Source organism: Pseudomonas sp. EA_65y_Pfl1_P113 (genome assembly GCF_963970525.1).
Lineage (GTDB): Bacteria > Pseudomonadota > Gammaproteobacteria > Pseudomonadales > Pseudomonadaceae > Aquipseudomonas > Aquipseudomonas tritici.
In genome coordinates, this window is sequence record NZ_CAXAQM010000003.1 from 145,077 (window position 1) to 158,721 (window position 13,645).

General features: G+C 59.8%; 12 protein-coding genes. 3 read left to right on the top strand and 9 right to left on the bottom strand.

Annotated features, from left to right (window positions below; genetic code table 11):
• Positions 1 to 45 precede the first annotated feature (45 nt).
• Entirely contained in the window at positions 46 to 936 is an 891-nt protein-coding gene (locus AACY52_RS04555) for an ATP-binding protein (RefSeq protein WP_049709281.1), read from the top strand.
• Positions 933 to 1,415, top strand: a complete 483-nt coding sequence (locus AACY52_RS04560) for a GAF domain-containing protein (protein WP_339414751.1) — start codon at positions 933 to 935, stop codon at positions 1,413 to 1,415. The genes AACY52_RS04555 and AACY52_RS04560 overlap by 4 nt, the downstream gene beginning before the upstream one ends.
• On the opposite strand, the gene AACY52_RS04565 is transcribed toward AACY52_RS04560, so the two are convergent.
• The 8 genes from AACY52_RS04565 to AACY52_RS04600 all read right to left on the bottom strand — a co-directional run bounded on the left by AACY52_RS04565 (position 1,416) and on the right by AACY52_RS04600 (position 10,223).
• The gene (locus AACY52_RS04565; protein ID WP_339427787.1) at positions 1,416 to 5,072 is read right to left on the bottom strand and encodes a transporter substrate-binding domain-containing protein; all 3,657 of its coding nucleotides are present in this window, start codon (positions 5,070 to 5,072) and stop codon (positions 1,416 to 1,418) included.
• Between the two features lie 8 nt (positions 5,073 to 5,080).
• Positions 5,081 to 5,707 carry a response regulator transcription factor gene (locus tag AACY52_RS04570; RefSeq protein ID WP_339414738.1) on the bottom strand — a complete coding sequence of 209 codons (627 nt, stop codon included), beginning with the start codon at positions 5,705 to 5,707 and terminating at the stop codon, positions 5,081 to 5,083.
• 249 nt (positions 5,708 to 5,956) lie between these two features.
• The gene (locus AACY52_RS04575) at positions 5,957 to 6,358 is read right to left on the bottom strand and encodes a response regulator (RefSeq protein ID WP_339414737.1); all 402 of its coding nucleotides are present in this window, start codon (positions 6,356 to 6,358) and stop codon (positions 5,957 to 5,959) included.
• A gap of 172 nt (positions 6,359 to 6,530) precedes the next feature.
• Positions 6,531 to 7,862, bottom strand: a complete 1,332-nt coding sequence (locus AACY52_RS04580) for a deoxyguanosinetriphosphate triphosphohydrolase (RefSeq protein ID WP_339427788.1) — start codon at positions 7,860 to 7,862, stop codon at positions 6,531 to 6,533.
• A 71-nt stretch (positions 7,863 to 7,933) separates the two neighbouring features.
• The gene (locus AACY52_RS04585) at positions 7,934 to 9,097 is read right to left on the bottom strand and encodes an EAL domain-containing protein (RefSeq protein ID WP_339414735.1); all 1,164 of its coding nucleotides are present in this window, start codon (positions 9,095 to 9,097) and stop codon (positions 7,934 to 7,936) included.
• A gap of 93 nt (positions 9,098 to 9,190) precedes the next feature.
• Positions 9,191 to 9,526, bottom strand: coding sequence for a hypothetical protein (locus tag AACY52_RS04590; protein ID WP_339436660.1), 336 nt, complete (start codon positions 9,524 to 9,526; stop codon positions 9,191 to 9,193).
• Positions 9,523 to 9,906, bottom strand: a complete 384-nt coding sequence (locus AACY52_RS04595) for a phage holin family protein (protein WP_339414733.1) — start codon at positions 9,904 to 9,906, stop codon at positions 9,523 to 9,525. The genes AACY52_RS04590 and AACY52_RS04595 overlap by 4 nt, the downstream gene beginning before the upstream one ends.
• 2 nt (positions 9,907 to 9,908) lie before the next feature.
• Positions 9,909 to 10,223: a YqjD family protein gene (locus AACY52_RS04600; protein ID WP_012723021.1), complete on the bottom strand. Its 315-nt coding sequence runs from the start codon at positions 10,221 to 10,223 to the stop codon at positions 9,909 to 9,911.
• A 360-nt stretch (positions 10,224 to 10,583) separates the two neighbouring features.
• On the opposite strand from AACY52_RS04600, the gene AACY52_RS04605 reads away from it, so the two are divergent.
• Positions 10,584 to 11,792 carry an ammonium transporter gene (locus AACY52_RS04605; protein ID WP_339493364.1) on the top strand — a complete coding sequence of 403 codons (1,209 nt, stop codon included), beginning with the start codon at positions 10,584 to 10,586 and terminating at the stop codon, positions 11,790 to 11,792.
• Here the strand turns inward: AACY52_RS04605 and AACY52_RS04610 are convergent.
• A complete protein-coding gene (locus AACY52_RS04610; RefSeq protein WP_339438609.1) occupies positions 11,779 to 13,515 on the bottom strand; it encodes a monovalent cation:proton antiporter-2 (CPA2) family protein in 1,737 nt (578 codons plus the stop codon). The two genes, AACY52_RS04605 and AACY52_RS04610, sit on opposite strands and share 14 nt — an antisense overlap.
• Positions 13,516 to 13,645: the final 130 nt, after the last annotated feature.

Here is a 13,645-nt window from a genome sequence, read left to right on the forward strand (position 1 = left end):
TTGCCAATACGCCATCTTTTGCAAGAACTTGCCAGAGGAATAATTGTGGATTCTCGATTGAGCGCCTTTCTTGAGCGGGCCGATGCAGTGCTCGCCCGCCTCGAACCCTTATTGCCCGCACCACGCCAAACCATCGATTGGAACCAGTGCCTGGCTGCCCGCTGGCAGCGCGAAGGCCGCAGTGGTTTCCTGTTGCCGTTGGACGTGAGCCTGGACATGCGCCTGTCGGACCTGATCGGTGTCGACAAGCAACGTGAAACGCTGGCGCGCAACACCCAACAATTCATCGATGGCCTGCCCGCCAATCATGCGCTGCTATGGGGCTCGCGTGGCACGGGTAAATCGTCAATGGTGCGCGCCTTGCTGGCGCAGCACGCCAAGGCCGGTTTGCGCCTGATCGAGATCGAACGCGACCATCTGGCCGACCTGCCGCGTGTGGTCGAGCAACTGCTCAAGCTGCCGCAGCGTTTTATCCTGTTCTGCGACGACCTGTCATTCGAGGCAGGCGAAGGCGATTACCGTGTGCTGAAAAGCGTGCTCGACGGCTCCCTCGAACAGGCCCCGGAAAACGTGCTGCTGTACGCCACTTCCAACCGCCGTCACTTGGTGCCGGAAAACCAGAGCGACAATGACAACTGGAAACGCGTGGATGGTGAGTTGCACCCAAGCGAAGCGGTGGAAGACAAGATCGCCTTGTCCGACCGTTTTGGTTTGTGGCTTTCGTTTTACCCATTTACCCAGGAACACTTCCTGGATGTCGTGGAGCACTGGATCGGCGAACTGGCGAGCAAGGCCGGTTTGCAGTGGCAGCGCGATGAAGCGCTAGACATTCTTGCAGTACGCTGGGCTACCGGACGCGGCAACCGCAACGGTCGTTGCGCGTACCAATTCGCTCGTTACTGGGTCGGTCTCAAATTACTGGAACGTCAACCATGATTGATTTACAAAGCGCCGGTACTGGCCTTGATGGCTATGCCATGCTCTGCGCGCAACTGGAGTCGTTGCTGGCCGATGAGCGAGATTTCATCGCCAACAGTGCGCAGTTTTCTGCCTTCCTGTTCAACCAGCTGGACGATTTGAACTGGGCCGGCTTCTACCTTAATCGTAACGAAGAGCTTGTGCTCGGACCGTTCCAGGGCCAGATCGCCTGTGTGCGCATACCGTTCGGCCGCGGGGTGTGCGGTGCGGCGGCGACGACGCGGCAGACCCAGCGGGTGGAGGATGTGCATGCGTTCCCAGGGCATATCGCCTGTGACAGCGCATCGAACAGCGAGCTGGTGGTACCCCTGGTCAAGGACGGCAAATTGATCGGCGTCCTTGACCTCGATAGCCCTTCGCTGGCGCGTTTTACCCCCCAGGACCAGGCGGGTATTGAACAACTGGCCGCGATTTTCCTGCGTTTGACCGACTGCTGATCACGTAAGGGGCGGCAACCGCCCCTTGCTGGCATCGAGTTCTTGAAGCTGCATTTGCAGTAGCCTCTCCAGTTCCAGCATGAGCTTTTCCAAGGATTTCGCACAGGCTTCAACCAGCGTCCAGTCGTCTCCGCTAGCACAAGCTTGTTCAAGAGTCTCGCACTGCCTGGCCAAGGGGGTCGCCTGAACAATGCGGGCAGCACCTTTGATTTTGTGAGCCTGCTCGATGATTTCCTGGAGCGGGGCGTGTGCACTTATCAGCGCAGCCAGTTCCTGACGATCATGTTGACTGCTGCTCAACAGCTCCTCCAGCAAACGCCAGCTCAACTGTGGATCGCCGCCGGTCAGGGCCTCGAAGTTCCCGAGGTCGAGGTGCAGGTCGCTGGGTTGGGGGGCAATCTTGGCCAGTTGGCGCTCCAATGCCCTCAGGCTGATCGGTTTGAACAGGCAATCGTTCATACCGGCTTCGGCGCAGCGGTGCTTCTCTTCAGGCTGGGCATTAGCGGTAAAACCCAGCACCACGCACGGCGCGAGTTGCTCACGCTGTTCGTACTCGCGGATCGAGCGGCTCAGCTCGTAGCCATTCATGATGGGCATGTTGCAGTCCGCGATGACCAGGTCGAAGCGTTCCTGACGCCAGGCCTGGAAACCGGTGGCGCCGTTTTGGGCGGCGGTGAACTGGTGTCCCAGGTAACCCAGTTGCTGGCACATCAGCAAGCGGTTGGCGGGATGATCGTCCACTACCAGCACATTGAGTACTGGCGCGGTCGCAGGCGCTTCGGGTTTTTGTTCGACCGTTGCTTGCTCCGGCTGCAGGCGCGTCATGTTCAGGCTTATATGCACCTGAGTGCCCACCATGGGCACGCTGCTCAGGCTCAGTTGCCCGCCCATCATTTCACACAGGCTGCGGCAGATCACCAGCCCAAGGCCTGCACCGCTCCTGGCGAGCAGCCCGGAATTGTCGGCCTGGGCAAAGGGTTCGAAAAGGCGTAACTGGTCATCCCTGCTGATACCTATGCCGGTATCCTCGACCACCAGTTTCATCTCGACCTGCTGCGCCAGTGCGGTGGGCAGTACCTCTACCTTGATTTTGACCTGGCCGCGCTCAGTGAACTTAATCGCGTTGCTGACCAGGTTCGACAGCACCTGCTTGAACCGAAGCGGGTCGATCAAGACTTCGGTGTCATCCAGGTTGGGTTTGAACTCAAGGGACAAACTGAGGGTTTTCTGGCGGGCCAGGCCGTCGAACACACGCACCACCGACTCGATTACCTCTCGTAGGTTCACGCGCTCCGGCGCCAGGCTGAGACGGCCGGATTCAATGCGCGCGATGTCGAGTATATCGCCGATCAGTTCCAGCAGGTCTTTGGCCGAGTTGTACGCCACTTCGATCGCCGGGCGATCAAGGTGGCCTTGGTCGGCGCGCTTGAGGGTCAGTTCGAGCATCCCGATCACCGCGTTCATCGGTGTGCGGATTTCATGGCTCATGGTGGCGAGGAATGTGCTCTTGGCCCGGTTGGCTTCGTCGGCGCGCTCTTTGGCGGCACGGATTTCGTCGAACAATTGGCGCCGCTCGCTGATGTCAATCCAGCCACCAATGATGCCCTGCACCTCTGCGGTAGAGTCGCGGTATGGCAGGATCCAGTGGTAGATCGTCAGTTTTTTTCCGCGGATATACAGGGTGCGATCAAGGATCAGCGGGTTACCTTCGGCCATCACCCGCTGGTAATCGGCGTGATATTGAGCCGCGTCGGTTTCAAGGGCCTCGCTCATCTGGATGGCGCTTTTGCCGATCACATCCTCGCGCTTGACGCCGAAGACCTGCAGGTAGCTGTCATTGCAGGTCTGCAGCAGGCCTTTACGGTCACGCACGTAGATCGGATGCGGGGTTTCATTGACCAGCGCGCGCATGAACTCGAACTGGTCACTGAGCGCGCGTTCGGCCATCTTGCGGTGGTTGATCTGGCGACGCATGTAGGCGTTCCAGCACAGGGAAACCAACAGCAAAAGGCCGGTACCGATGATGATGCGTGCGATCAGTTGATGATAGTTGCGCCAGTAGCTATCGGAGGCGGAGGTGTAGCCTCGCCAGCGACTGTTGACCCCCAGTTCATCCGGGGCGATGCTTAGCAAGGCCTTGTCGAGAATCGAACTGAGTTCGTTGGCACTGCGCGCTGTGGCCAGGGCAAAGGTGGCTGGAAACGTGCCGATAGTGGTGCTGATCTGCAGTTTGTCCTGGAATACCTGGGACGACAGGAAATAGTTGGCGACCACTAAAGGGTTCACCGCACCTTCCACATGCCCTTGGGCCAGCATTTCGGAGGCCTTGAACGTATCGCTGGCTTGTACCAGTTGGATCTGTGGAAAGTCGCGGCGCAGGACGGATTCCAGAGGGTTGCCCGGGGTGATCGCCAGGCGCTTGCCGGCCATCTGCTCGAGGCTCAAGGGCGCATCGGGCTCTTTACGTGTCAGCAGTACGTAGGAGTTTTCCAGGTAAGGTCGGCTGAAGTTCAATTGCGCTTCTCGTTCAGCGCTGGGCACGATTGCGCCGATGATATCGACCTTGCCGGTGGTCACCTGTTCGATCATCGCATTCACGTCACGCCCGCGCTGAATGTCGAAACGCAGTCCGGTGCGCAGGCGAACCAACTCCAGCAGATCGGCGGTAATGCCACGAAAATTGCCGTCGGCATCGAAGAACGTCAACGGAGCGAAGGTTTCGTTCACCGCCACTTTGACCACCGGGTGGTCCTTCAACCAACGCTCCTCACGTTGAGTCAGTTGCAGCTTCTCATCGGTCAGCAGGATGTCGCTGCCGGCGCTCCAGCGCTTGGCGATCGTTTCGCGTTCAGCGGTAGGCACGGCTGTCATTACCGCATCGACGATACTTAAGAAGGTGCGCTGCTGCTGGGGGATGGCAAAGCTGAACCCATAGGCCTCGTGCTTGCCGAAATTGGCCATGCGAATATTCTTCAGGTAGCCCTTGTTGATCATGTAATGGGTGGAAATGGTATCGCCGAGAAACACGTCCGCTTGGTCGAATGCCACCGCATTCAAGGCATTTTGATAAGAGGGGTAGACGCGGATGTTCGCCTGCGGGTAAAGCTTTTCTACTTCGCCCAGTGGCAGGTAGTGGTAGACCAAAGCCAAGCGCATCCCGGCCAGCCCATCCTTCAGGCTGCGGGTCTCGCCTTCACGGGTGACCAGTACCGGCTGGTCCACTGCATAGGGTTCAGACAGCATGAGATTCGGGTTTGCCGCCTCAAAGCCGTTGGACGATCCCAGTAAGTCGATTTCCCCCGTTTCAAGGGCGCGGATCGCGGCTTCTCGGGAGGGGTAGCGCAAGACTGTCATCGGCAGGGCCAGTGCCTTGGCCAGCAGGCCGGCGTAATCGGCGGTGAGTCCCTCGTAGTCGCGGCCGCTGGACGTGAGGTCGAAGGGTGGATAATCAGGAAACGCGGTGCCCAGCACCAACTCGCGCTTGTTTTCCAGCCATTGGCGTTGGGCCTTGTTCAGGTGGGTTTCCAGTTGAACCGAGCCTGCACGACTCAACAAGGTGAAATGTTCCGGACCCGCTGGGTGGTTCGCGAGCACGACGGTGCTGAAGCACAAGCCGGCACTCAATGTAATCAGGTAGTCCTTTATACGCCTGGGCATCCGCTTTCTCACACTAGCGCGTTTCGTTTTGCCATCTCGATAAGTGCTACCAAGGATTTGGCTTGAAGTTTCTGCATTAGCCGCTTTTTATAAGTGCTTACAGTTTTGTTACTCAGAAACATACCTTTGGCGATTTCCTTGTTGGTGCGGCCTTGTGCAAAAAGTTGCAAGACCATGAGTTCGCGGTCATTGACGGCCTTGAACAATTCGAGTTCCTGGGAGTCCCCGCCGTCTACACCATTGCTGTTCAGTGCCTGGCTCGGGAAATAGTTGTAGCCGGATAACACCGCGCGAATGGCGCTGAGCAACTCACTCAAATCGCCTTCCTTGCACACGTAACCATCGGCGCCCGAGCGCATGCAGCGTGTGGCGAACAGGGTGGGGGACTGGGCTGTCAGGATCAGGGTCTTCATTGACGTGTTCATCGCGTTGAAGCGGCAGAGCACTTCCAGCCCATCCAGCTTGGGAATGCTGATGTCCAGGATAATCAGGTCAGGCAGGCATTCTCGGACCATTTGTATGGCGTCGCAGCCGTTATCCGTTTCACCCACCACTTTGTAACCTTCGTGTTCCAGTAACATTCGGATGGCAAGCCGTATAACTGGGTGGTCATCAATAATAAAAACTGAGTTCATGATCACATTCCATGCAAGTGCAAATAAAGCGGGCACATTAGCTCAGAAGAGGAGGGAGGAGCATAAGCCGAGGGGGAACTGGATATAAAACAAGAAAATTCCTACATTAGAAAAGGTAAATGCCTACCGGCTGCTAAGGCGTTGTGAAGCGATATGTCAGTGCTGTGGAAGTGAGTGAACTAAATGCTGCTGTCATGGATTTAACGGGTGCGGTGTCGACAATTTTCGGCAGTCCATGATGTTTAGTTCCTACATCTGTAACTTGAGTAAAGGGCACAGCAAGTGCGCAAGTTCATGCTTGTTCAGCGGTTTTGATAAATAGCCGAGCAGTGGCAGGCCACGCTCCGCCGCTTGGGATATCAGGCTGGCGAGTTCCGCCACGGGCAATCCGCTCAGCAGGATGGCGGTCGTGGTAAAGCGTCGGCGGCTAGCGATTTCAATCAGTTCGAGGCCGGGCAGGTCAGGCAAGCATTGGTCACAGAGGATGATGTCGAAAGGCTCCTCGGCCCGTGACATCAAACAGATTGCCTGCTCGGCGTTTTCGGCTGGCGTCAGCCGTGCGAAACCGAAGCTTCTGAGCAGGCATTGGGTGGCGAGAAGTTGGAAAGGATGATCCTCCACCAGCAGGATACGAAGTGGGTAATTGGGCATTGGGGGGCCACGCGGTGAGTTAAGCGTCGATGGGGGCGCGTAGGAACAGATCGCCAGGGTCGCCGGGAGCGTGCGTGATTATTCATCGGGCGGTTGTGCGAATTCGATCAGGCCGCTCTGTTCCCTTTGTAGGTAGATTCCTTTCAGGAAACAGGCGACGTGATCGTGCTCGTTATTGAGGGCTGGAGCGTCCTGTCATTTCCCGCGCCATCTCGGTGGCATAGCTGTCGGTCATGCCCGCGATAAAGTCGATCATGCGCAGGAAAGACGCGTGCAACGGCCACTCGGGGTTGGGCGCGTTGTTGCCGAGCAAGTCGAGAATGCGCCGGTTCTTGAACGACGGCGTGCGCCCGCCATGTTGCTCAAGCGCGGCACCGCAGAAGGCGTTCAGGAGAATCTCCAAAGTGGTGTAGGCGCCGATTTCATGCAGGGTCTTGCGCTTGTCCTGAAAGATCTTCTTGCGCGCCATGTCTTTGGCATCCAAGACGCAGCGTTTGGCCGGGCCGTGCATGTGCTCCACCAGATCCCCGTGCAGGGTGCCGGCCAACAAAGCGTCTTGTTGTTCGACGAAGGCCCGTGCCGCCGCGTTGGTCAAATGCTCGATGGCCTTGCCACGCAGGATCGCCAACTTGCGTCGACGGGAGTCCTGGGCGCCGAGTTGGCGATAGGTCTGTGGCAGGTCATCGCCCACCAGGTCCAGCAGCAGCGACTCGACTTCGGTGTACTCCAGCAACTCCATTTCCAGGCCGTCTTCCAAGTCGATCAAGGCGTAGCAAATGTCGTCCGCCGCCTCCATCAGATACACCAGCGGATGCCGGGCCCAGCGCTGATCCTCGAGTTGCGGCAGGCCCAGCTTGTGGGCGATCTGCTCGAGGATCGGCAGCTCGCTCTGGTAGCACCCGAACTTGTGTTTCTTGTAGCCCAGCGAATCCGCGTGCCGGGCGGTCCAGGGGTATTTCAGGTACGTGCCCAGGGTCGCGTAGGTCAGCCGCGTGCCGCCGTCGAACTGGTGGTATTCCAGTTGGGTGAGCACACGAAAGCCCTGCGCGTTGCCTTCGAAGTTGAGGAAGTCATTGCGTTCGGCGCTGCTCATGTCGTCCAGCCAGCCGCGCCCTGCGGCCTGCTGGAACCAGTGGCGGATGGCGTCTTCGCCGGAATGCCCGAATGGCGGGTTGCCGATGTCGTGGGCCAGGCAGGCCGATTGCACCACCATGCCCAGGTCGCTCGGGTCGCACCAGTCGGGCAGGGCGCTGCGCAGGGTTTCTCCGACGCGCATGCCGAGGGAGCGGCCCACACAGCTCACTTCCAGGGAGTGGGTCAGGCGTGTATGGATGTGGTCGTTGCTGGAGACCGGGTGTACCTGGGTCTTGCGGCCCAGGCGGCGAAAGGCGCCGGAGAAGATAATACGGTCGTGGTCTTTGTGAAACGGGCTACGCCCCAGTTCTTCCGGGCTGTGCAGCAGTTTGCCAAGACGTTCGCGAGTCAGCAGGGTGGGCCAATCCAAGGCGGGTACTCTCCGTACGGTGAATGACCCTCCCAGCTTCCCGGTTCAGCGCGGCCTGGGCAAGCGAAAATCTACAGCCCGGCGGCGTCGATATCGATTAACAGCAAGCGCTGACCGTTATCGAAGAATTGTCCGGCAGTGAGGCAATACTGATTGGTGGTCGCGTCGCGGTAGGTCGAAGACAGAGTCAGGCGCCGCTCCTCCCAACCCTCGGCCAGCAGGTGATAGAAGTACGGGCGCCACGACCAGTTGTGGCCCAGGTAGCGACTGTCGGCCTGCCAGGCATCCTGGCGCCATTCAAAGTTGGGGGTCAGTTGCGTGCCATGCCGGTCGCACTGGTAGAAGCGCAGCAGCCAGGGAAAGGCCGGCAGTTGCGGCAACTGGCTCAGCGGCGCCTGGGCCTGCGCCCAGGTTTGCAGGATGTTCATCAGCTCGGCCAATCGCTGGCGCAATTGCATGATGCGCCCACGCTCTGCGAGCTTTTGTTGGACATACGCTGTGCGCAATTGGGCGAAGCGCGAGACGAAGGCGTCGGCGGCGAACCAGTCCAGCTGCGCCTGGGCGAACAGATAGCCCTGCACATAGCGAGAACCACACTCCAGGGCGAAGCTTAACTGCGCTTCGGTTTCCACGCCTTCGGCGATGATCCAGCAGCCGGTCTTCTCCGCCATTTGCGCCAATGCCCTGACCACTTCGCTGCTCGGGCCGCCGCGGGCGGCGGCCTGGAACAGGCGCATGTCCAGCTTGAGAATATCCGGCTGCAATGCCAGCACCCGGTCGAGCTGCGAATAGCCGGCGCCAAAGTCATCGATGGCAATGCGCGCGCCGGCCTCGCGATAACGCACCACCACGTCGGCCAGGCGCTGGATGTCGCCGCCCAGTTCGGTGATCTCGAACACGATGCGTCGCGGGTCGACGCCATGGCTGTGGATCTGCTTCAGGCTCGGCAAGGCTTGGCCCGGGCGCAGGCGATTGATCCAGCGCGGCGAGATGTTCAAGCTCAGGAACCAATCTTCGGGGGCTTCGTGCAAGCGGCTCAGTGCATTGTCACGGATCTGCCGGTCGAGACGGCGCAAGGTCACGCCCGGCGTGCGTGGGTCGGCGAACAGCGGGCCCACGGACTGCAAGCGGCCGTCAGCCTGGCGCAGACGGCCCAGGGCCTCAACGCCGGCGATGCGGCCGGTGGCGGTGTCGATAAACGGCTGGAAGCAGGCGAGCGGTTGCCCGTCGATCACGGGGCCTCCTTAAGCGAGGTGGCGAAAAAAAGGCCCGGCCCTCGAAAACGAGGGCCGGGCCGATTCTGTTAGCAAGAATGCAGCCAGCGAGGCTCAACCTTTGCGCGATGAACCCTGCATGGCCAGTTTGATCAGCGGGATCAAGCCGGCGCCCAGGCGCACCATGCGCGTCAGGCTGCCGATACCGCCGCCCTTGGCGCCCTTGCCGGTAAAGAAGCCCATCAGCGTCACGGCGGCGACGCCCCACAGCGGCGCGTGCTTGATGCCCAGGCCGTCCTGAACGTTCTGGCCCAGGTTGCGCACCTTGTTCAAGGGCGACATCAATTGCTGGGATTCGTGCCGAATCTCCTGGCGATGCATTTCCATGCGCAGGCGAATCAACGCCTTGCGCATTTCCCGCCGTGAGGTGTTTGTGGGTAGTTGAGTCATGGCAGCAGGCGCTCCCGATCATTGGCCAGCTCTTCGAGGGTGGCGTGGAACGGTGTGGACTCATCGAACACCGCCGCTTTCAAGCGCACCCCGCAGAACACTGCGGCCAGCGTGTAGAACACGCACAGGCAGATGATCCCGGTCAGGCGGTAGCCGGTGTCCCACACCAGGATCATCACCAAGGTCGACAGCCCCACCAGCAACAGCAGCGCAAACACCAGCGCCAGGCCTGCAAATAGCAGCAGGCTGACAGTGCGGGCCTTCTGTTCCTGCAATTCAATGCCAAACAATTCGACGTGGCTGTGCAGCAAGCCCAACACGGCCGCGCCCAAACGTCTTGAGGTAGTGCCCGTGGACGAGCCAGTTTCGCCGATAGACATGATTAGCGCCTTGTGGCCAACAGGCCGATCAGAAAACCCACGCCAGCGGCAATGCCTACCGACTGCCAAGGGTTGGCCTGCACGTAATCTTCAGTGGCGGTGACGGCCGCCTGGCCACGTTCGCGCAAGGAGTCTTCGGTCTGTTTCAGGGTTTCGCGGGCCTGCAGCAGCGTGTCATGAATCTTCGCGCGCAGCTCATCGGCCTGGTCACCCGCAAGCACCTTGGTGTCATCCAGCAACCGTTCGGTGTCAGTCACCAAGGTTTGAAAATCCGCCATCAATATTTCTTGAGCAGTCTTTGCAGTTCTTCTGGCCATGGTTATCTCCGTGATTGGCTGATCTGTACGTCGGTTCGATACGTATTTGTTTCGAGTCACCGGCATCGGTGAAGGTTCAGTGCAATTGTCTGGTACAGCTTTTGCTTTGCGTTGGTGCGCAGGCCCCGGGGCTTGCGCTGAATCCGGGCGGCCTTAGGCAATGCCTTGAAAAACCTTACCCTAAATAACTCAATCCCGCGGAAAAACCCTGTCGGCAACGGCCTGTTGTGTCGATCGCTGCGCTAAAGCGGTTCACATCCTCTGTCGAGGGGTGGGGGCGGTGGTGCCAATTTAGTGCGCGCAACTCTGGCTTGAACCGCTTTGGTGCTTTTTGCCTTTATTACAGGTCTGCCAACGTTCATGGAAAATGTGCAAAGTGCAGTGGACACCCTCGTCCATAGTTCCAATACCCTGTTTATCCTGATCGGTGCGGTCATGGTGCTGGCCATGCACGCCGGCTTCGCGTTCCTGGAAGTGGGCACCGTGCGCCAGAAAAACCAAGTCAACGCCTTGTCGAAGATCCTCAGCGACTTCGCCATTTCCACGTTGGCCTATTTCTTTATAGGCTATTGGATCTCCTACGGTGTGAGCTTCATGCAACCGGCCGCTGTGATCAGTGCCGATCATGGTTATGGGTTGGTGAAGTTCTTTTTCCTGCTGACCTTCGCGGCGGCGATCCCGGCGATTATTTCCGGCGGTATCGCCGAGCGTGCGCGGTTTACTCCGCAGCTCTGCGCAACGGCGTTGATCGTGGCGTTTATCTACCCGTTTTTCGAAGGCATGGTGTGGAACGGCAATTTCGGCCTGCAGGCATGGCTGCTCGCGACCTTTGGCGCCAGCTTCCACGACTTTGCCGGTTCCGTGGTGGTGCACGCCATGGGCGGATGGCTGGCGCTGGCGGCGGTGTTGTTGCTTGGCCCGCGCAATGGGCGCTACCGGGACGGGCGCCTGGTAGCGTTCGCGCCGTCGAGCATTCCGTTCCTGGCGTTGGGCTCGTGGATTTTGATCGTCGGTTGGTTTGGCTTCAACGTGATGAGCGCGCAAACCCTCAACGACGTCAGTGGCCTGGTGGCAGTCAATTCGCTGATGGCCATGGTCGGCGGCACCGTTGCGGCCCTGATCATCGGGCGCAATGACCCAGGCTTCCTGCATAACGGTCCATTGGCCGGGCTGGTGGCGATCTGCGCGGGCTCCGACCTGATGCACCCGGTGGGCGCGCTGGTCACGGGGGCAGTCGCCGGTGGTGTGTTCGTGTGGTTCTTCATCGCGGCCCAGGATCGCTGGAAGATCGACGACGTGCTGGGTGTGTGGCCGCTGCACGGCCTCTGCGGCGTATGGGGCGGCATCGCTTGTGGCATTTTCGGCCAGACCGCCCTCGGTGGACTGGGGGGTGTCAGCCTGATCAGCCAGTTGATCGGCACCACCCTCGGTGTGCTGGTGGCGCTGGCCGGCGGCCTGTTGGTGTACGGCGTGATCAAGCGCGTGACCGGACTGCGCCTGAGCCAGGAAGAGGAGTACTACGGTGCGGACCTGTCGATCCACAAGATCGGCGCGGTCAGTCAGGATTGATCGGCGCCTCTTCTGCGTTGTTCGGGTGCGAGTAGAAACCGTGCAGCAGGTGATAGCGGTTCTGCCGCACTTCATCGACACGCGCCTGTACCTGTTGGTCCGGCAGGCCTAACAGGATCAAGGCATGGGAGGCGAGCATCAGGCTCGACTCCAACAGCTCGGGCACCACTTCATTGGCGCCCGCGGCTTTCAGTTCAGCCAGTTGGCTGTCATCGCGGGTGCGCACCAGGATCGGCACGTCGGGGTTGATTCGGCGCGCTTCTTTCAACACCACCAAGGCAACGTCGCTGTTGTCCACCGCAATCACCACCAACCGTGCACGCTCCAGGCCGACTGCACTGAGCAGGGCGCCACGCCGGCAATCGCCGTAATGCACGCTGCTGTCTTCGGTGTTGGCTTCCTGGACCCGTTCCGGGTCGTCATCCAGGGCGATAAAGGCCTGTTGCTCATTGCGAAGGAAACGTCCGATGGATTGGCCAACACGCCCATACCCGCAAATCACCGCGTGCCCGCGCAATTCGGCGTTCAGCGCGGTGATTTCCTCCAACTGCACTTGCTGGTTGGGCTTGCGGTGCAGGCGCAGGGCAATGCGTGGTGCGGCGCGCAAGAGCAGCGGCGTCAGCAACATCGAACAGAACGTGGCAGCGAGCAGCAGGCCGTTGAATTCATCCGGGATCAGACGGCTTTGCTGCATCTGTGCCATCAACGCAAAACAGAACTCGCCACCCTGGGCCAGGGCCAGGCCACTGCGCCAGGCAGTTTCACTGTCGCTGCCACGCAGCTTGACCAGCGCGGCGACCACACAGCCTTTGACCACCATCAGTGCCAGGGTCAGGCCGAGGATCAGCAGGCTATGGCTGACGAACAGTTGCAGGTCAATAAGCATGCCGATGCTGACGAAAAACAGCCCCAGCAGGATGTCGCGAAACGGGCGTATATCCGCCTCGATCTGATGGCGGTAGTGGCTTTCCCCTAACAGCATGCCGGCGAGGAACGCACCCAGCGCAGGGGAGAGCCCAAGCAGGTGAGTGAGCCAGGCGGTCAGCAACACAATCACCAGCGCCAGCAGCACAAACAGCTCCGCCGAATGGGACGCGGCGACCTCGCGGAACAAACGCGGCAACAGCCAACGGCTGGCGAGCAGCAGGCCGACAAATAAGAACACGGTTTTGCCGAGTGTCAGCGGCAGCGCCAGGTACCAGGCTTGCTCGCCGGTGCCGGCAAATACCGGCACCAGGGTCAGCAGCAACACCGCCACTACGTCCTGAAACAGCAACACGCCAATCGCGTTCTGGCCGTGGCTGCTGAAGATTTCACCAAGGCTGGTCAGCTCCTTGCTGACGATCGCCGTGGATGACAACGCCAGCCCAGCCCCCAGCAACAGGGCGATCCCCGGCGCCACACCAAAGGCCATCAATAATCCGCCCAGCAGTACTGCGCAACCCAGCACCTGCAAACTGCCCAGGCCAAACACCACGCGGCGCAGGGCGAGCATCCTGGTCAGGGAAAACTCCAGGCCCAGGGAGAACAGCAGGAACACCACACCGAGTTCGGCGAGGTCGGGCAGGTCCTCACTGTCATTCACCCAGTCCAGCGCGGTGGGCCCCACGGCCAGGCCGACGCACAGGTAGCCCAGCACAGGCGGCAATCGCAACCGGCGAAACAGCGCAATCACCACCAGGGATGAGGCCAAAATGATCAGCAGGTTGGCAAACACACGCATCTCCGTTGCTAGGGGGTAGGCAAAAAACCGCCAGAATCGCCGAATCAGTTATACGCCATGGTGACCTGGGTCAGGGTTTTAGTGAAGGTGGGCGAGAGGCCGTAACCGGGCTTAGAATGGTGGCCTGTTT

What these genes read in the sequence shown, in the direction of transcription:
- AACY52_RS04600 (WP_012723021.1), bottom strand. Translation starts at nt 10,223, where the DNA reads ATGGCCAGAAGAACTGCAAAGACTGCTCAAGAAATATTGATGGCGGAT.
- AACY52_RS04590 (WP_339436660.1), bottom strand. Translation starts at nt 9,526, where the DNA reads ATGACTCAACTACCCACAAACACCTCACGGCGGGAAATGCGCAAGGCG.
- AACY52_RS04610 (WP_339438609.1), bottom strand. Translation starts at nt 13,515, where the DNA reads ATGCGTGTGTTTGCCAACCTGCTGATCATTTTGGCCTCATCCCTGGTG.
- AACY52_RS04575 (WP_339414737.1), bottom strand. Translation starts at nt 6,358, where the DNA reads ATGCCCAATTACCCACTTCGTATCCTGCTGGTGGAGGATCATCCTTTC.
- AACY52_RS04560 (WP_339414751.1), top strand. Translation starts at nt 933, where the DNA reads ATGATTGATTTACAAAGCGCCGGTACTGGCCTTGATGGCTATGCCATG.
- AACY52_RS04565 (WP_339427787.1), bottom strand. Translation starts at nt 5,072, where the DNA reads ATGCCCAGGCGTATAAAGGACTACCTGATTACATTGAGTGCCGGCTTG.
- AACY52_RS04605 (WP_339493364.1), top strand. Translation starts at nt 10,584, where the DNA reads ATGGAAAATGTGCAAAGTGCAGTGGACACCCTCGTCCATAGTTCCAAT.
- AACY52_RS04570 (WP_339414738.1), bottom strand. Translation starts at nt 5,707, where the DNA reads ATGAACTCAGTTTTTATTATTGATGACCACCCAGTTATACGGCTTGCC.
- AACY52_RS04595 (WP_339414733.1), bottom strand. Translation starts at nt 9,906, where the DNA reads ATGTCTATCGGCGAAACTGGCTCGTCCACGGGCACTACCTCAAGACGT.